15 protein-coding genes and 1 pseudogene are annotated in these 17,535 nt (G+C 38.1%); 5 read left to right on the top strand and 11 right to left on the bottom strand.

Annotated features, from left to right (window positions below; genetic code table 11):
- Positions 1-401: 401 nt before the first annotated feature.
- The 4 genes from ABEV15_RS08205 to ABEV15_RS08190 all read right to left on the bottom strand — a co-directional run bounded on the left by ABEV15_RS08205 (position 402) and on the right by ABEV15_RS08190 (position 3,976).
- On the bottom strand, positions 402-1,481 hold the full coding sequence (locus tag ABEV15_RS08205; RefSeq protein ID WP_033016621.1) for a CopD family protein: 1,080 nt from the start codon (positions 1,479-1,481) through the stop codon (positions 402-404).
- A gap of 3 nt (positions 1,482-1,484) precedes the next feature.
- Entirely contained in the window at positions 1,485-2,048 is a 564-nt protein-coding gene (locus ABEV15_RS08200; RefSeq protein WP_081253598.1) for a copper resistance CopC family protein, read from the bottom strand.
- Between the two features lie 10 nt (positions 2,049-2,058).
- Positions 2,059-2,676 (bottom strand): class I SAM-dependent methyltransferase, encoded by a 618-nt coding sequence (locus ABEV15_RS08195; RefSeq protein WP_064214394.1) that lies wholly within the window; start codon positions 2,674-2,676, stop codon positions 2,059-2,061.
- A 112-nt stretch (positions 2,677-2,788) separates the two neighbouring features.
- On the bottom strand, positions 2,789-3,976 hold the full coding sequence (locus tag ABEV15_RS08190) for an IS701 family transposase (RefSeq protein WP_163152605.1): 1,188 nt from the start codon (positions 3,974-3,976) through the stop codon (positions 2,789-2,791).
- A gap of 279 nt (positions 3,977-4,255) precedes the next feature.
- Here ABEV15_RS08190 and ABEV15_RS08185 point away from each other — a divergent pair, with 279 nt between their 5' ends.
- A complete protein-coding gene (locus tag ABEV15_RS08185) occupies positions 4,256-5,539 on the top strand; it encodes a cell wall-binding repeat-containing protein (protein WP_163152606.1) in 1,284 nt (427 codons plus the stop codon).
- A 438-nt stretch (positions 5,540-5,977) separates the two neighbouring features.
- Here the strand turns inward: ABEV15_RS08185 and ABEV15_RS08180 are convergent, their stop codons facing one another.
- Complete coding sequence (locus tag ABEV15_RS08180) at positions 5,978-6,469, bottom strand: PCYCGC motif-containing (lipo)protein (protein WP_064214013.1); 492 nt, start codon at positions 6,467-6,469, stop codon at positions 5,978-5,980.
- A 237-nt stretch (positions 6,470-6,706) separates the two neighbouring features.
- Positions 6,707-8,047 carry an ISLre2 family transposase gene (locus ABEV15_RS08175; RefSeq protein WP_498852918.1) on the bottom strand — a complete coding sequence of 447 codons (1,341 nt, stop codon included), beginning with the start codon at positions 8,045-8,047 and terminating at the stop codon, positions 6,707-6,709.
- 396 nt (positions 8,048-8,443) lie between these two features.
- Between ABEV15_RS08175 and ABEV15_RS08170 the strand changes: the two genes are divergently transcribed.
- The 3 genes from ABEV15_RS08170 to ABEV15_RS08160 all read left to right on the top strand — a co-directional run bounded on the left by ABEV15_RS08170 (position 8,444) and on the right by ABEV15_RS08160 (position 11,717).
- Positions 8,444-9,184, top strand: a complete 741-nt coding sequence (locus tag ABEV15_RS08170) for a ZIP family metal transporter (RefSeq protein WP_160331299.1) — start codon at positions 8,444-8,446, stop codon at positions 9,182-9,184.
- 91 nt (positions 9,185-9,275) lie between these two features.
- The gene (locus tag ABEV15_RS08165) at positions 9,276-9,599 is read left to right on the top strand and encodes an ArsR/SmtB family transcription factor (RefSeq protein WP_033015899.1); all 324 of its coding nucleotides are present in this window, start codon (positions 9,276-9,278) and stop codon (positions 9,597-9,599) included.
- 18 nt (positions 9,600-9,617) lie between these two features.
- On the top strand, positions 9,618-11,717 hold the full coding sequence (locus tag ABEV15_RS08160; RefSeq protein ID WP_064214496.1) for a heavy metal translocating P-type ATPase: 2,100 nt from the start codon (positions 9,618-9,620) through the stop codon (positions 11,715-11,717).
- Positions 11,718-12,448: 731 nt separating this feature from the next.
- Here the strand turns inward: ABEV15_RS08160 and ABEV15_RS08155 are convergent.
- Together ABEV15_RS08155 and ABEV15_RS08150 are read right to left on the bottom strand one after the other, a co-directional pair.
- Positions 12,449-13,015 (bottom strand): SCO family protein, encoded by a 567-nt coding sequence (locus ABEV15_RS08155; protein ID WP_033015904.1) that lies wholly within the window; start codon positions 13,013-13,015, stop codon positions 12,449-12,451.
- 307 nt (positions 13,016-13,322) lie between these two features.
- The gene (locus ABEV15_RS08150) at positions 13,323-13,700 is read right to left on the bottom strand and encodes a FixH family protein (protein ID WP_042410023.1); all 378 of its coding nucleotides are present in this window, start codon (positions 13,698-13,700) and stop codon (positions 13,323-13,325) included.
- A 320-nt stretch (positions 13,701-14,020) separates the two neighbouring features.
- On the opposite strand from ABEV15_RS08150, the gene ABEV15_RS08145 reads away from it, so the two are divergent.
- Positions 14,021-14,935, top strand: a complete 915-nt coding sequence (locus tag ABEV15_RS08145) for a cation diffusion facilitator family transporter (RefSeq protein ID WP_033015916.1) — start codon at positions 14,021-14,023, stop codon at positions 14,933-14,935.
- 408 nt (positions 14,936-15,343) lie between these two features.
- Here the strand turns inward: ABEV15_RS08145 and ABEV15_RS08140 are convergent.
- From ABEV15_RS08140 to hxlA, 3 genes and pseudogenes are all read right to left on the bottom strand, one after another.
- Positions 15,344-15,505, bottom strand: a pseudogene (locus tag ABEV15_RS08140) (IS701 family transposase); the annotation flags it as partial.
- A 495-nt stretch (positions 15,506-16,000) separates the two neighbouring features.
- Positions 16,001-16,558 (bottom strand): 6-phospho-3-hexuloisomerase, encoded by a 558-nt coding sequence (gene hxlB, locus ABEV15_RS08135; RefSeq protein ID WP_498852917.1) that lies wholly within the window; start codon positions 16,556-16,558, stop codon positions 16,001-16,003.
- A 4-nt stretch (positions 16,559-16,562) separates the two neighbouring features.
- On the bottom strand, positions 16,563-17,198 hold the full coding sequence (hxlA, locus tag ABEV15_RS08130) for a 3-hexulose-6-phosphate synthase (RefSeq protein ID WP_129000804.1): 636 nt from the start codon (positions 17,196-17,198) through the stop codon (positions 16,563-16,565).
- Between the last annotated feature and the right edge of the window lie 337 nt (positions 17,199-17,535).

The raw sequence follows: 17,535 nt of genomic DNA, 5'->3' as shown, positions 1-17,535 counted from the left end.
CCAAGGTGCGAAATATGAGTTCTAAGCGTTCTTGGATATATTTCTAAGGAAAAAATGAATTGTATATGTTTGGATTAGTCTCAATAAAAGCAGCAAAATGTTTGGGATGCAACATAATCAAGATTATAGGAAGTCCTAAATTTTCAGTAACATACACTGCACCTTAGCAAACCTTAAAAGCTATGCTTTTTAGGGTTGGTTAGCCGACTTGGCTTCCCCAAGCCGTCCGAAGAGCGCAGACCCTTTACGCGCCTAACAAGCAAAAATTATAATGGGGAGAGGCAAAGGAAGGAGCGTACTTGGGAAGGAGGTAAAAAAATAAAACGCATTTTTGGCCTGTTGCATTTTTTAAAATGCAACGGCCTAAAAATGCGCCAAGACAAACTCTTTATGTTAACCAATTATTTTATACTCACCATTAGACCAAAATAAGTACAAACTATAAATAACAATCCACAAACTACTGCAAAATATGGCTTCATCTTTTTGTAAAAGCTCAAAAAGATCATAATTAAAAATATAAAACTAAAGAGTATTAAGAAAAATCCTTCAACAGAAAACATTGGTTTTAGATTAACGGGAGTTATAATCGTTTTGCCGATTAAGTATTCAAGCCACTTAGATGCTCCCTCAGATTTAACTGTAAAATCTATATCGTGTGGGGGAGATAAGGTGCCAAGTATACTTGTGAAAAAGAATATGACAGTAATAATGATGGTTTCAGCTTTCAACCAAGCTCGAATATTAAGATTAGGCTGCGCTGACAATCTCCTTAAAAGAATTCCATTGATTAGTGCAAATGCAAGTAAAGGTATGATACTGATATGCTTTAATAATAACATTTGACCATAAGGCAGAACCCATGAATTGATATAATCACTTATATCTACTACAAAGAGCATCACAGAAAAGCCACTTGTTAATATGATTACCATACAACCAATAGCAAATGGTGTAAACCATTTTAAAAAGGTCATCCAGTTATGAAGGTTTTTTGAAAACCATGCAACATGAATGAGAATTCCAGTCCATAATGCTACTGCTAAAAAGTGAATACTGTGAGAAAGCAGCCCAGTCCAAAATGATAATGATGCAACATGGCTAGCGTAACCAACTGCTAAAATCATCAATAATAACCAAAAGGCTTGTAAATATTTCGAACCTTCCACATACACGGTCATCCACAAGAAGGTTGCCACCCAACCAATGAAAATCCACGCTTTTCCAACTTGAAAGTCAGTTAAGATTGACCATGATTTCTGATTAAAATAGTCACTACCATCAGAAAAATAAAAAATGACTTGTAAAACTGGACCAAAGGATGAGACGATGATGCCTAATATAGATAAAAGGAGCATTGGTTTTGGAATAATGATTTTTGGTTTTTTTTCATCAGGTACAAAAGATAATGCAACATGACCAGCAAGTAAAGAATAGAAAATATAGTTAAAAAATTCGCTAAGTGAAACAATGAATGGCAATGCTTATCCCTTCTTTTTCAAGATTGATATCAAACCAACGATAAGAATAATACCTAAGCTAACTGTTAAAATTCTGATCAATGTGCTGGAAGATGTATTTTTTGCTTGACTATCTTCTTCTGTTTTCTGACTTTTTTCTAGTTTCGTATCTTTTTCAATGCTGTCTTGTTTCGTTGTAGAGGTCGTTGACTGGGTTGGCGTTTTTGTCTTATTTTGTGCTACTTTTACATTAAACGGAATTTCGCCAGTGATTGGATGACCGTCTTCTCCAACAATTTTCCATACAATCGTATATGAACCGTTCTCAAGTGGGGTTGAAATAGTACCGATAAGTTGATTGTCTTTCACCGTGATATTGTTCAATGGAATTTCATTTCCATTGTTGAGAAGATGCATTGTGCTTAGTTTCTCTATTTTTGTCTCAAATGTAAGAGTAATTGTTTCTAGTGGTTGAGTTACTGTTTCTTTTGCTTTAGGATTAGAAGACGATAAGTAACTATGAGCATGTCCGATGGATGGAATACATAAAAAGGTAAGAAACATCATTAGAATCATTTTTTTTATCATTTTTAATCACCTAGTTCTTTTTTAATATGATTTTTCGGTACATACCTTTCATCATAACATCTTTATCTTCAACTAAGTAACATTCATGTTTGACCTTTTTGTAAACCTTTTCAAATGAAATACCTATATCAGTACCCAACAGCTTGATGATGGGACGAATTACTTTTTTTCCGAATGACAGTTCTCTATGTTTAGGTGCAAATTTATCAAATATAATAATACGTCCACCTTTCTTCGTTACACGCACGATTTCTGACATCACTTTTTCGGGGGAAGGGACTACGCTTATGACTAAACTTGCTACTACTACATCAAATGAATTGTTTGGAAATGTTAGAGATTGAGCATCCATTTGAATGAATTTTATATTTTCATTCTGATACTTATTTTTTGCTTTTTCCAGCATTTCTTTAGAATAATCAATAGCAACTACATTTATTTTTTCTAATGGACAAAAGGCCAAATCAGCACCCGTTCCTACTCCAACAAATAGAACATTCTCGCCATCTCCAAAAGGAAATTCATGAAATATCTGTTTTCGCGCTGAATAAAACACACCTCTATTAAAAAATAAATCATAAAAAGGAGCCCAACATTTATAAATAATCCGATTCCATTTGTTATTCATTTTCTTTTTCTCCTTTTTACATGGCATTTGAGCATTGATTAAGTCAATTACTGTAGATGAGTATTTTTCATTACAGTAATTTCCATTCCCTAAGAGACAAACAGGGGACCCCTTAGGCGACATGGAGCTGTTTTTTGATCACATCAATGGGAATATCTTGCTTTGCGGCGTCATAGATGAACTCGACAACGCTGTGCCCTTTCCGAGACCGAAGAAGCTCCAGGCCGGAAGAGATGTCTTGTTGAAATTCCGCGATGCTGTATACGCAGGCTAACAGCACCACGACCCAATACCGTTTCACCGCCCGAACGTGGCGAACACGGTACCCATCGAGCTTCAGCTGGTCTTTTGCCTGCCGGAAAAAGCATTCGGTCGTCCAGCGCTGGGCATAGTAACGCAAGATGTCTTCGTCACTCAGCTCCCGGTCGGTGCTCAATATGACATGGAGATGATCCGGCGTCATCGGTTGATCCGCCTTCCAGGCCAGCAGCACCACCGCGTCATCAAGACCGTTGAGCGCGCCTTCGTAGCGGTAGACACGATAGCGCTCGTTCCCCACCGTGACGAGGCGGGTGTCATTTGGCTCGATATAGCGGGCAAACTCCTTCGCTTGGATGGCGATACCTTTCGGGTAGAGAATCCGGTTCGTCTTGAGCATGGCGATGACATGAAATCCTTGTTTCAGACAGGCTTCGATGAGCGCTTGGGACAGATACCATGAATCCACGAGCACATACACCGGCTGAGCCCGCTTCCCCTTGAGCGAGGAAAGCATCTCGATCGCCAGGTCGATTTTGCTTCTTCCCGATGTCTTGTCATACAGACGAAAGGCGAACGGAAACGCTTGCGTGAAGGTGTGCACCATCAGCCAAACAAGCGAATGCCCCCAGACCAATTGATGATCGCTGTGAGAGAAATGCCAGTCACACCCTTGAATGGCGTGCGTTGCCCGTGACGAAGGCTTCGTTTTTTGGCAAATGGTATCATCAATCGAAAGGAACAGGGGTTGATTCGTCCGTTTGGCCAGGCGTTCGATCTGGCGAAGAACCCACTCCTGAAGCTTCTCAAGCAGTTTTTCCTCGTTCCAAGGGCTTTTCGTGAAAAAGTGGCTGAGCGTGGTTCGATGATTCGGATGAAAACTCCAGTACCGGACATCCGTCAATGTCCCCGAAAATCCCTTGGTCGTCAAGGCGTCGACAAGATGAACGAGATGCTTGATGACCGGCTTCGAGAAATAAAGCGCCAATCCCAGCGTCATGAAAAACTTGTGGATTCCTTGATGATGTGCTAATCTATTCATGAGACATGAACCTCCTTGTGGGTAGTTGGTAGCACATCTATTCTAACCAAGGAATCGGGTTCATGTCTCCTTTTTTGTTTGGTTTGTAAATTTATGTTAGCAAATTTGCTCATCTACAGTCAATTAAATAAAATCCATAAATTCTGCACAAATTCAAGATAATATAAAAAAAGTAGAAATATACGGTATGTTGAAAAAAGCTTAAGAGTCTTTAAACAAGTATTTTTTAACAGTTTAATCACTGAACATAATAGAAATCAAGGAGGGTAATATAGATAGATGAACACAAAAAAAATTCTCAAAATGTTAATTGCACTTTTTGCGTCTACTATTATTGCGGCAGGTTGTAGCGCACAAAATGGAAATGACTCAAAAAAAGCAGAGCAATCAATGGAGCATAGTCAGCATAGAAGTAGTCAATCGAATGGAGCAAGCAATGACAAGGAAAACACAGCTATAGTTGTTCAAGAACCGAGTGTATATAATGAAGAAGCGAGTAAAAATCTTCTTACATTGTCAACAAAAAACGTTACTCGATTAAATACTGATGATCCAGTTGAACTTTCGGTATTAGTATCACAAACGGTATGGCCGGCTACTCATAAAGAAAATCAACCAAATGGGATTATCCTAGCTCCCCTTGAAAATTGGCAAGCAACATTGGCTGCAGCTGATCTTATTCATCATCCAAATAACGGACCTATTTTATTTACAAAAAACAATACAATTCCAAATCAAGTGTTGAATGAAATTCAACGTTTAAATCCACTTGGGATTAAAGACGGTACACAAATTTTTGTTATCGGTAACTTGCCGAAACAAGAGTTGGATAAACTAAAACGTTATAAAGTTCAACAAATTAATGAAACCGATTATGCAGCATTAGCACAAAAAATTGATCAATTGTATGCTGAAGTAGCAGGTAAACTACCAGAGAGTGTCATCATTGGTTCTTTTGAGGAAAAAGCAAAACTTTATACGATTCCTGCGGCCAATTGGATTGCTCATATGGAAGAACCGATTTTATACGTTAGTCAAAATAAAATTCCGAAACAAACAGAAGAAGCATTGAAAAAAAGAAAAGGAAAAGCGAATATCTACATTTTAGGTCCTCAGTCCATAATATCAAAGGAAGTCGAAGAGAAGTTAAAAGAATTTGGAAAGGTTACACGAATTTCAGGAGATACTCCAACTCAACAGTCTGTTGCATTTGCGACTTTTAAAGATAAGAAAACAGGATTTGGTTGGGGATTAAACAATCCGGGACACGGTTTATCATTTGTTTCGACCAAATCTCCTGAAATGGCATTAGCAGCAGCGCCTTTTTCGCATTTAGGAAAACATGCGCCACTTATTTGGCTTGAGAATGGCGAACTTACCCCAGAAGTTTATGAGTTTATGGCTACCTTAAAACCAACGTTTGAAAACGATCCAACTGTAGGACCGTATAATCATGCTTATTTATCCGGAACAGAAAAACTGATTTCGTATCAAACGCAAGGGGTTATTGATGAAAAGCTTGAAATTGTTCCAGAGAGTGGAGAAGAGCATGGCAGTCATTAAGAAAAAATTGGAGAATTTTTCATTAACCGTACAGAAACGCATCTGTACGGTTTTTTGTTAGTTCAAACTAAAGCTTTTTCTCCCGTCCCATATTAACTAACTTTATTGATTCGAGTAATTTTTAGGTAAAAATATCTTTCATTAAAAATTTATTATATTTATAAAGAGTTCTTGGTATGTTGCAAGAGGCATTATTCAAAAGGAGTGAATCAGATCGTCTATGCCCTCATTTTATTTTTGCGGATGTTGAAGCGTATGCTTTCCATTAAATTTTTCTTGCGTCTAATGTCAAAAAAATAAAATTAACTCCTTTTGCTTATTATCGATTCATGCTTGCTGTTTTTTATAAAAAAGATTAGGAGTACTCTTACAAGTTTGAAGAGTACTCCATCTAAGAGTCAGTACAGGGACTTTTAAAACTTCAACGTTATTAAGATATTACAGGTTTGGCGTTGGAGTCGGTTCGGCATACCCATTTTTATATGCTTCATCAATTTTTTTTCGAATCTCTTTTATTGATTTTCCTGCTTTATAATCTTGAATGGAAGTGGCCGCAATTTCTAGGCAAACTCCACATTTTGTAGCATGATCGTCCCACACAATTGCTCCGTCTTTAAGATTTTTATATACAAAGCAGTCATAATTATTTTTATGCCCAGAAGATTCACCGCAGCCACAATAACACGGAATATTTTCAAGCAATTCTCTATTTTTCGCTGCGCTAGCGTATAAGTTTTTCATTTCTTTCGGTTTATCATCCAAGAAATTTGGTAGAACCTCAACACTTTTTGTTTCTTCTACAATATCTCTGCTTTCTGTTTGTTGATGTTCTTTTTTGTTGTTTCCTGATTCTTGTAGCGAATTAGAGCAACCAACAATTAAGAACGCACTTAATAATGTAATAGGGAAAAATTTTTTGTAATTTACCATTTTATATCCTCCTGACACTAGATTAATAAATGAACATATATTCATAAAAGATACGTATCTATTATACACGTTTTCTTAACACATAGAAAAGCTTTTCAGTTTGAAAGTTTGAGTCAAGACTTTGTGGGAGATTTTTTTCTCGACCGATTTTTTTGGTTATATATGGTTTTATAAAATCGTTATATGTAAGCGCTTTTACTTACTCTCATCCTGTAGGTATGTGCGTTTTCTCTCGTTTTAAAAACCTTTCAATGCTTGCAATGCCTCGTAAATCGGTGTCCCTGAAGATTGGCGAAGGTATGGGATGTTATCTCGTACCACTTCTGTCATTTGCGTTTGCACGCGCTTCATCACGATCGTTTCTCGTTTCGTTTCTTCTCGTTCTTCCACGCCATACATCACTCCATCGCGTGTCCGAATGAGTAACGTATCTTTTATCGCGACGATCGCTCGCAACATCGCTTCAATCCCTGCACCCCTCCAACTTCGACCGTTTTTACTTCGTTTCGCAAACACATGCATCGTTCCTTCCGCACTCCCCATCGCCCTCATGTTTGTCGTGTCAATCCCTTTTTCCTTCAACCATACGCGATAGTCACGTAAACATCCTGGTATCTCCTCGATTCGACGAACAAGCGCCTCGAGTTGCTTTTCCTTCTCCTCATGTTCTAACGTACCGATGGCACTTGTGAGTTCTCGTAACACACCTTCTTCATCCCATGATGCTAACTTCTTTCGAATCACCCGATATCTCGCATGACCTCGGAACAATTGACGAATCTCTCTTGCCACATGGAACCGATCAAGCTGAAAGTACCCCCTGTCCCCGAAATATTCTCGACACGCTGTAATCCATGGGGCTCCATCTCCATTGATGACTACCCAATCCTCAAACGGATCATAGCTGTATTCCTTCATCAGAAAATTCTCTACAGCTTCCCAAATCGGTTCATTCGTTTGATGAACCATATACCGTCGATTCACTAAGGATACGCGTTTCCCGTTTTTCTCCCATCCTTGGTGAATCGTGATGATCTTTTCTTCTTTTCCTTTGATGCGGCTTCGTTGACGTTTCACGTACAACCCGTCTGCTTCGATAAAAAACACGCGCCCTTTTTTCTCCATCGCACGGTGCCCTTCCACCTCTGCCTCGATGATGGACTGGCGAATCGTTTCGTGACTCATACATGCATACCCCACCAGCTTTTCAAGCGACTGCGCAGCCTGTCGATACGAAGAACCCGTCACGGCGAGATGAATCGCTGTCTCCTCTAATAGCGGACTCACTCCATGCGCCCCATCGAACTGAAGAAAGACATCGAGTAAAGACGTATACACCTTTTTTTCACGGTCAAAGTAGTAGTTTCGCTTCACTTCCACCTCTCCAAATAGCGTTTGGAGTCGGATCGTCCGCTTATCTTTGAGTGCATATCGTTTCTTGTCCCGCTGTTCTGCCAATGTGCGGTCGATCTCCTCCAACACCTGTTGAAGGAGATGACCATATTGTTTTTGCATATGTCTAAATAAAGACTGTTCGATCTCTTTTAATGTCAAGCCGTTTGTGATATAATCCTGCATGGGCTCCACTCCTTTCTTTGGTTGTATTTTTTTCGCACTTACTACCTTACCAGGAGGAGAGCCCGTTTTTCATCTATTTTGCTTACATATCTGACAGGTTCCTTATTATACCAAATCAGGAACCTGTCTTTTTTTCTCCCACAAACATTTTACTCATACAGTTTGAAAACAACACAATACATAGTGGTTAAACGGAATATGAGATACTAGGGAGGCGGAAGAAGTAAAAATTTTGATGTAAAAAATAACGATCTAATTTTTCCGTTATAACCTCGAATCATTTTATTGCGGAAAGACAGAAAGAAAAGTGTGTTTTTATGTTGATAAGACATGTTTTGTTTCATTCATGCATAGGATAGATAAAAATGAATTATGGACAAAATGGATGGTGACATCATGGGAGAAAGAGAAATATTAATGGTTCCCATCATTACTATTTTTATGTTTTTAGGAATTACCTTGGGGGGGATTTTCAGCTTTTTATTCCGTTTTATTTTAGGAATGAAAATAGAGCGGACTTTCGTTTTCTGCGGCGGTCTGTTGCTCGGATTGATTCTATTCGAATTGCTTCCAGAAAGTTTTACTCAGAATAGCTGGATGGGAATTGTCTTAGGGATATTAGCAGGTATTTTATCGATGAGTATAGCTGAGAAATTATTACATAAAAATTTAAATGTGGCCAATGGAAGCCTAGAGTATATACGTTCTTTTGTACTTTTGCTTGTTGCAATTGGCATTCATAACTTGCCAACTGGTTTGGCGTTAGGGACCACAATGAAAACCGATGCATTTTCTCTTTCTCCACTGTTAGCCGCATTGATTCTACATCATATTCCTGAAGGAATGGCTTTAATGGGGGCAATGGCATTTGTAGAATCCCCATCCGTACTGTTTGTAATTAGTGCTGTTTTTTTGGCTGTTGTTCTTGGCGCAAGCATTTTTATCGGATTTCTAATTGGAGACAATTCTTACAAACTCAATACTCTCTTGTTCGGAGGAGCAATTGGCACTTTATCATTCGTAACGTTCCATGAAATCTTATGGAAAGCCAAAAGAAAAATGAGATTTCATGAGTTTGGGTTGTATGTATTACTTGGTTTATTGTTTGTTTATATGTTTTTATTACTTATTCATTAAATATTGTTTGACAGTGTATAGAGTATTATGATACTTTTTTTGTAGCATATATGAAAATGTGTTCATATATTCAATATAGGAGGAATATTTTATGGAAGAATCTAAACACACACAATCTGTTGATAAGGATTTAGACGAGGAAACCTTATTTATTGTTTCACAAACGTTTAAAGCATTAAGTGACCCGACGAGAATTAGAATCTTATATTTACTATCACAAAAGGAGTATTCAGTGAACGAAATTGCTGAAAAATTGTCGTTAGGACAATCAGCTGTGTCACATCAATTGCGCTTTCTAAAAAATTTGCGCCTTGTTAAATACCGACGCGCAGGAACGACGCTGTATTATTCTCATGACGATAAACATGTCATGAACATCCTGAAACAAACAATTGATCACGCGAGACATCATTAAAAAGGCAGGGATTTTATCATGGAGGAATATCGAATAAAAGGTTTGTCATGTGCTCATTGCGCCGCCGAAATCGAGAAGAAAATTCGGAGTTTAGAACACGGGGAATCAGCAACACTAAATTATAATACAGGAAAACTAAAAATTGATGAAAAAGTTGATTTAAAACAAGTCGAAAAAATTTTATCAGAAGACGGAGCATTTATTGAAAAAACTCAAGCTCATCATCACGAACATGAGCATTCACATCATCAAGGAGTCAATTTAAAGTTTTTACTTATTGTTTCGACTGCTTTATATTTCATAGCGTTTTTCCTTGAGAAGCAGACAAACAGTTTTCTGGTGATCGGTTTGTACTTAATTGCCATGGTTATTAGTGGATATCAGACGTTTTTGAAAGGTTTAAAAAACTTAATTAAACTGAAATTCAACATTGATACGTTGATGACCGTGGCATTAATTGGGGCCATCTCCATAGGAGAGTGGAAAGAAGCAACGGTTGTTGCCATTCTTTTTGGATTAAATGAATATCTTGAAGGCATTGGAATGGAAAAGGCCAGAAAGTCGATGGAAAAGTTGTTGGAAGTGGCTCCAAAGCAAGCGACAGTATTGAAGGATGGCATAGAGAAAGTGGTTCCTATTGAGTCCCTTCAAGTAGGAGATATTGTTTTAGTAAAACCCGGAGAAAAAATTCCTTCGGATGGAGTAGTTGTGGAAGGTAAAAGCTCCGTGAATGAGGCCGCTATTACGGGGGAGTCATTACCTGTTGAAAAGGAAAATGGAGAAACAGTATTTGGCGGAAGTATTAATAACGAAGGGATTTTGAAAATTGAGATTACAAAATCATATGAGGATTCATCATTAGCCAAAATTTTACACTTAGTCGAGGAAGCACAGGAAACAAAAACGCCAACTGAATTGTTTATCAATCGTTTTGCCAAATATTATACTCCTCTAATCATGATTGTTGCCGTTTTAGTTATGGTGATACCTCCACTATTTTTTGGTGCCGAGTGGAACAAATGGTTTTATCAAGGTTTAGCCGTTTTAATTGTCGGGTGTCCGTGTGCGCTAATTTTATCTTCACCGATTGCAATTGTTTCTGGGATTACAAGAAATGCTCGTAACGGGATTCTTGTGAAAGGGGGAGTGTTTCTTGAGCAGTTAGGAAAAATTAATACGATTGCCTTCGATAAAACGGGAACTCTTACAAAAGGAGAGCCACATGTTGAAAAAGTAACGGTTTATATAGATGATCAAGATGAGTTTTATCGGATTATCGGTTCAATTGAGAAAAATTCATCCCACCCGTTGGCCAAGGCAATTATGAAAAAAGTGGTTGAGACAGAAGTTGCTTTACATGATCCGGAGGAAATCGAAACGGTTTCTGGACAAGGAATCATCGCGCTTATTCAAGGCAAACGGTATTGGGTGGGGAACGAGAAAAGTATTTCGCATTTACAAATAACGGAGAAAGTAAAAGCCGATATTGAGAAAATGAAAGAAGAAGGCTTGACGTTAGTGTTGCTTGCTGATGAACGTCAAGTGATGGGGCTAGTCGGAATTTCTGATGAAATTAGAGAAGAAAGTAAAAGTGTAATCAAGGCGCTCCATCAAGCGGGTATTCAACATACAGTGATGTTGACGGGTGACCATCAAAAAACAGCAGAGAAAGTGGCACGAAAAGTGGGAGTAACAGAGTATTACGCCAATCTGTTACCAGAAGATAAAGTGGAAAAGGTAAAAGAATTAGCGTTAAAAGGCAAAGTGGCGATGATTGGTGACGGTATCAATGATGCACCTGCTTTAGCAACAGCTGATTTGGGTATTGCAATGGGAAAAGGTACTGACAGCGCAATTGAAACGGCAGACATCGTTTTAATGCAAGACCATCTTGGAAAACTACCGAGCGCTATAAGAACTGCTAAAAAAGTAAATCGTATTATCAAACTAAATATTTCCCTTGCATTAGGTCTTAAATTATTAGCTCTATTACTGACTATTCCGGGCTTGCTTACACTCTGGATTGCTATTTTATCGGATATGGGTGCCACTATTTTAGTTACTTTAATTAGCTTAACGATTTTGTGGGAGAATAAAGAACATAATGTAATAAATTAGATAAAGAAATATACATCTAAGTTTTCGATGTATTTGATACACGCATAAAATAAAATTGCTAAAGATTAACCGTTGGTGGGAAAACGGATGAAACCAGAAAAAACGGAATCGAAAATGAAAAAGAGTATAGAACAGATTATTGAACATTTTAGAAAGAAAGGCATTCAAGTAGAGAAGGTATTATCGAGAGCGAGCATGGCAAGAAATCTTAAATGTGTTCTGTTATAAAAGTCATATGGTTCTTACGAAATTAAGTAAGAGGGGAGCGGGGCGACTCTCCCTTGTCTTCTCCACCACCTAGCACGCGGTCCTGAACTAAGTGGTTCACTAATCTTGATGAAGTTCAACATATTTCTGCATAATGCTCTTGAGTCCTCGGGATTGCCAATACGCAATTCCGAGGACTTTGTTCTGTATAAATGAGGAGTGCGTGTCGTCCGCCATGCTTTTTGGGTAAAAGCGTCATCTTTCCGTTCATATGCCCACCCAAGTTTATTGAAATAGCCCTTGGCGGCTTTGGACTTTACCTTGTCTAGCAGTCTCATCGGGCAATTTGGTTCGTGTAATCTAGACCAGCGTTTGCCTCCAGATTTCTCCAGATTCTACCTCGTGATAGACACCTTGCCTTTGGTTAGCCGTAGACGCTCGCTAATCCCCGCCTAGGATTTTTATAGATGACGCCCATACTGGGAGCACCATGAAAAGGTAAAAATGCGCCGCCATTTTTGCGCCTAGGATGATTGCAAAATTTTAATGTGCTCTAAAATCGTTTCGTACGGAACATCCTGCACTCCGTTATATGTCTGGACGATTTTGCCGTCTGGACCGACCAAATAAAAGCTTGTTCCGTGAATGACTTGATCGTCGTTTTCCGGTTTTTTCACGATCGTTTTAAAGCTTTTTTGCGCCAGTTGCTCGATTTCTTCTTGGCTATATCCCGTCAACAAATGCCAATTTGACAAATCTGTTGTAAATTTTTTGGCATAGGCCTCGAGCTTTTCCGGCGTATCTACTTCCGGATCGACGCTAAATGAGACAAATTCGACCTTAAGCCCTTTCTTGGCCGCCATTTTTTTCAGCTTCGCCATATTCGCTGTCATCGGCGGACAGACGGTTTCACAGCTTGTAAAAATAAAATCAGCTACCCATACTTTTCCCTTTAAATTACGCAACCCAAACCTCTTCCCATGTTGGTCGGTAAACGTAAAATCATCTACCGGCCAATTTTTGGCGTCCGGAATCGTTTTTCCGCACGCAGCTAGCAACACGATGGAAAGAATAAGCAACATTCGTTTCATCTTTACCTTCACCTATCCTCTCTCTTCGTCCGTATCATACATGATCCTGAGCGCTACGTCTCCGGTATAAATCGAAATAATTGGCGTCGTCCTGGCAATATCGATATGCGAACATCCCGTCGCTTCTATGAGCACCTGTTTCAGTCATTTCGCTCATGCCTGCGCATAGCATGGGCAATCGCCATCGCCCGTACGGTTTGCTTGGCGAGTTCCTCTGCAAACTGATTCGTTAAATATTTCACCGTCCGTGAGAAACTTTAGCTTGTCCATAAAATCGATAAGCTGAAGTTTCTTTAAGGAGTTTTTTTCACTTTACAATTACTTCGTTTTTAGGCATATTATGCATTCCTCTAGCTGTTGTGTGTGAAATGACATAGTACTTTCCTGTTTCTTTAAAGACATAAGTAACCTTGTATTCACCATTTTTAGTGTGTTTGGCTTCAATTTTTTTATGTTGGTCTTTCGTTTGTCCTTCCTTCCAAATTTCAAATGTTACTTCATCAGCATCTTCTACTTTTTCGGTTCCTTGAGTAACAGTGGCGACTAATTCCACCTCTTTATTGACCTTTATATTCTCTGGAATTGTTTTAAATTTTACTTCAATCAATTCTGGGGCTTCTTTTTCCTGGCTACACCCACCAAGTACAAAAAGGCTTATTAAAGCCAACGCGAATAACTTTTTCATTTTTAACACTATCAAAAACCTCCCTAAGTAAGGTTAGTAATATCTTATATCATTTTACTTCATAAAAAGGCTTTGTTCTGTTATGAAATGTGGCTAAAAACCAACAATAAAGAAATTTCCATGCACAATGCAATATTATTAAATGAATATATATTCATATTTAAAACATCACTGATTGGTATGTAAAATATAAAGGCTGCAAAATGGCGAATATACGAATGATTGGTTGCTATCGTTTAATGAATACATTTGGAAAGAGAGAAACCTATTGAATAATAAAATAAATTCAGAAGAAGAATATGTAAAAAGGAGGTTCAAATATGGGACATCATCATGGTTGCGGAGATCATTCTCATGCACATCATGCAAATCAAAAAGCATTGCTAATTAGTTTTTTTCTCATTTTATCATTTCTTGTTGTTGAAATTATAGGTGGGATTTTAACGAACAGTCTTGCTTTAATATCCGATGCAGGACACATGTTAAGCGATGCAGCAGCATTGGGTTTAAGTCTTTTAGCTCTAAAGATGGGAGAAAAGCAAGCAAGTGAAACGAAAACCTACGGATATAAACGATTTGAAATTTTAGCTGCATTATTGAATGGAGTGACCCTTTTACTCATTTCTGTCTATATATTCTACGAAGCCTACCATCGTTTCTTTGATCCACCTAAAGTAATGAGTTTTGGAATGTTGACAGTAGCTGGAATTGGACTTATCGTTAATGTTTTAGCTGCATGGATTTTAATGAAAGGAGATAGGAGTGAGAACCTTAATTTAAGAAGTGCTTTCTTACATGTGTTGGGAGATTTACTTGGGTCAGCTGGGGCGATTGTAGCAGGATTACTTATATTACTTTTTGATTGGAACATTGCTGATCCGATTGTGAGTGTGTTGGTATCTGTTTTAGTTTTAATTAGTGGTTGGCGTGTAACGAAGGAATCTGTCCATATTCTCATGGAAGGAAGACCGGTGCATATTGATTTGCAAGAAGTGAAAAATAAATTGTTGTCTTTATCAGGAGTCACAAGTGTTCATGATTTACATATATGGTCGATTACTTCAGGCTTTCCGGCTTTGAGTTGTCATCTTGTTGTTGATTCTCGGATTGATCGCGATCATGTATTACATGAGGCAAAAGCGATGTTACAGAAGCATTTTGGCATTCAGCACTCCACTATACAAATAGAAGGCGAACAAATGAAAAAATGTACGGAAACAGATATTTGCAATTAACACCCCCTTTTTTTTGATAAGGGGGAAATTTTATTCTTTATACGCCTAACCTACAATAGCCTTTTTGTTAAAATGTGAAATAGGTTTTTTAAGAAAGTTTTTTTAATAAAAATACATATAATACCAAGTTTGCATTTACATCAAAGTGTTAGATTTGCGAAGTCGGTATCCGACAACGTATAGGAAATTTAAATAGAGTACGGCATGATGTTGTATTGCTTGAACGTTGCAGTCATAATTACTTTATAAATTTTATATAATGCTTTGTATATATAAAAAGTGACTGTATATGGCAGAATAAAAGTGGTTCTTACGTAATTTTAGTGATAGGAAGGGGACTAATTAACTGTAGTTGAGCAATTTTCGTTACAATAATTACCATTTAAAAAGAGACAAACAGGGTACCCCTTATGCCACGTGGAGCTGTTTTTTCACGGTATCAATGGGAATATTTTGTTTTGCTGCACAATAAATGAACTCCACGAGGCTATGTCCTTTTCTCTTGCGCAGGAGATCGAGCCCATCCGAAAAATCACTGTTAGACTCGAACATGCTGTACACATACGCAAGTAATGTAAATTATCAATCGTTTAAGATGACTATAAAAACCCGCCCGCACTCTCATTCGTTTGCTATTGCCAAAAGTTTATCCATCACGATTTTTCTCTGAGTTTTAACGTCTGGAAAAAAGCTTGTCACCTCTGTTTTTCGGCCATCATGAAATAACTACATACTCAACAGCCCAAACATTGTGATGAACAAGGGGGAAGAGATGATGAGAATATCTGATTTTCTTAAAAGATATCATTTGCATGGGAGTTTAATGGCGAACAGTGCCAGGCACTGTTCGCCTACATGTTGCACTGATTGTCGATGATCATGAAAAGGTAAGACGTCTCATACTTCGCACGACTCTAATGAAAAGACCGCAAAACGCTTCCTTTAAGAAACGCTTTACGGTCTTTTTGTTCTTTGTTTATTGAGGTGAAAATTCAGTTTGATCAATTACTTGAATTAGTTTAAAATTTTAGTTAGGACTTAAAATGATGATTAGGACTCCTCACACTATTCAAGATTGGCATGTCTTTTAAACATCGTATTGGAGTCCAATCCTTTTTTCTCCATGCATCTCAATATGATCGCATCATAGAATAATAAGAGAGTTTGCTCAAATAGTGAGCCCATTGGCTGGATCGTTTTATATCCGCTGTCTGATTGGTCTTTCGGTGAACCAGGTAATTTAACAGTGATATCAGCTAATTGTCCGATGGTTGATTCAGGGAAAATCGTAACAAGCGCTACTGTCGCGCCTAAGCGTTTAGCTTTTTCCGCCATGGAAACTAACGTTTTCGTTTCTCCTGAACCGGAGCCGATGATTAAAACGTCATCTTGTTCCAGGTTAGGGGTTATCGTTTCTCCTACTACATAGGCGTCTAAACCCATATGCATCATTCGCATCGCAAAAGATTTGGACATAAATCCAGATCTGCCTGCACCAGCTACAAAAATTTTCTTTGCCTCAAGAATCCCTTTTACCAATTTTTCAGCTTCTTCATCAGCGATTAAATCGACTGTGCGATTTAACTCTTTTATGATTTCCGCTAAATATTGTGTAGTCTGCATAATTTCATTCACCTTGTTGGATCATTTTTTTCATTTCAGCAGCTGCAGCTCGTTTATCTTTTTGGCCGGTAATACCGCCGCCGACAACGACAAGATCCGGTTTTGCTTTAATGACTTCTGGCAGCGTGTCTAATTTAATGCCGCCGGCGATGGCTGTTTTTGCATTTTTCACAACACGCTTAATTGTGTGAAGTTCTTCAAGAGAATCTTTTCCGACTGCTTGAAGATCGTATCCTGTGTGTACACAAATATAGTCTACACCAAACTCATCCACTTCTTTAGCGCGTTCTTCTAAATTTTTAACACCGATCATGTCAACCAAGATTTTTTTTCCTTGTTTTCTAGCTTCTTCAACGGCCCCCTTGATTGACATATCTTCAGCCACTCCAAGGATCGTGATAATGTCCGCGCCAGCTTCGGATGCTTTCATGACTTCATATGCAGCCGCATCCATGATTTTTAAGTCGGCTAAAACGGTTAAATGAGGAAATGCTTCTTTAATTTCCTTAACAGCTCTCAGGCCTTCATTAATAATAACAGGAGTACCGATTTCTACAATATCCACATACTCCTCAACTTCTTTCACAAGTTCTTTTGCTTCAGGAATATTTACAAGATCCAATGCTAATTGTAGTTGCATGAATTCTCCCCCCCTAATAAAAATTGATTGTTTGTTGCACAAGCGAACATATCTTTTACCTACTTACCACTTGTACAGCAATCAGTATACTATGTATGATTTTCTTTAGAAAGTACGCACTTTATTTTTACATAGTGTTAAAAAGTATACTATTGGATATGATCATTTCATTCTCAGAACACCTGTCTTCCTTTTTCAAAATGTGCTTAACAACATCTGACCGATGCGTATGTCGAAGCATGAAATTCCCTCCTTCCCTCTTCAACCGCGCTAATATGTACTTTCTTTCGCCATTTTGCAATAAATCCTCATTTTTTCAAAGATGTTCATTGACTTC

The sequence above is a fragment of the Bhargavaea massiliensis genome, from assembly GCF_050480245.1.
Classification (GTDB): domain Bacteria; phylum Bacillota; class Bacilli; order Bacillales; family Anoxybacillaceae; genus Anoxybacillus.
This window is presented reverse-complemented; position numbering and strand designations above follow the sequence as displayed.

What these genes read in the sequence shown, in the direction of transcription:
- ABEV15_RS08200 (WP_081253598.1), bottom strand. Translation starts at nt 2,048, where the DNA reads ATGATAAAAAAAATGATTCTAATGATGTTTCTTACCTTTTTATGTATT.
- ABEV15_RS08195 (WP_064214394.1), bottom strand. Translation starts at nt 2,676, where the DNA reads ATGAATAACAAATGGAATCGGATTATTTATAAATGTTGGGCTCCTTTT.
- ABEV15_RS08190 (WP_163152605.1), bottom strand. Translation starts at nt 3,976, where the DNA reads ATGAATAGATTAGCACATCATCAAGGAATCCACAAGTTTTTCATGACG.
- ABEV15_RS08185 (WP_163152606.1), top strand. Translation starts at nt 4,256, where the DNA reads ATGAACACAAAAAAAATTCTCAAAATGTTAATTGCACTTTTTGCGTCT.
- ABEV15_RS08180 (WP_064214013.1), bottom strand. Translation starts at nt 6,469, where the DNA reads ATGGTAAATTACAAAAAATTTTTCCCTATTACATTATTAAGTGCGTTC.
- ABEV15_RS08175 (WP_498852918.1), bottom strand. Translation starts at nt 8,047, where the DNA reads ATGCAGGATTATATCACAAACGGCTTGACATTAAAAGAGATCGAACAG.
- ABEV15_RS08170 (WP_160331299.1), top strand. Translation starts at nt 8,444, where the DNA reads ATGGGAGAAAGAGAAATATTAATGGTTCCCATCATTACTATTTTTATG.
- ABEV15_RS08165 (WP_033015899.1), top strand. Translation starts at nt 9,276, where the DNA reads ATGGAAGAATCTAAACACACACAATCTGTTGATAAGGATTTAGACGAG.
- ABEV15_RS08160 (WP_064214496.1), top strand. Translation starts at nt 9,618, where the DNA reads ATGGAGGAATATCGAATAAAAGGTTTGTCATGTGCTCATTGCGCCGCC.
- ABEV15_RS08155 (WP_033015904.1), bottom strand. Translation starts at nt 13,015, where the DNA reads ATGAAACGAATGTTGCTTATTCTTTCCATCGTGTTGCTAGCTGCGTGC.
- ABEV15_RS08150 (WP_042410023.1), bottom strand. Translation starts at nt 13,700, where the DNA reads ATGAAAAAGTTATTCGCGTTGGCTTTAATAAGCCTTTTTGTACTTGGT.
- ABEV15_RS08145 (WP_033015916.1), top strand. Translation starts at nt 14,021, where the DNA reads ATGGGACATCATCATGGTTGCGGAGATCATTCTCATGCACATCATGCA.
- hxlB (WP_498852917.1), bottom strand. Translation starts at nt 16,558, where the DNA reads ATGCAGACTACACAATATTTAGCGGAAATCATAAAAGAGTTAAATCGC.
- hxlA (WP_129000804.1), bottom strand. Translation starts at nt 17,198, where the DNA reads ATGCAACTACAATTAGCATTGGATCTTGTAAATATTCCTGAAGCAAAA.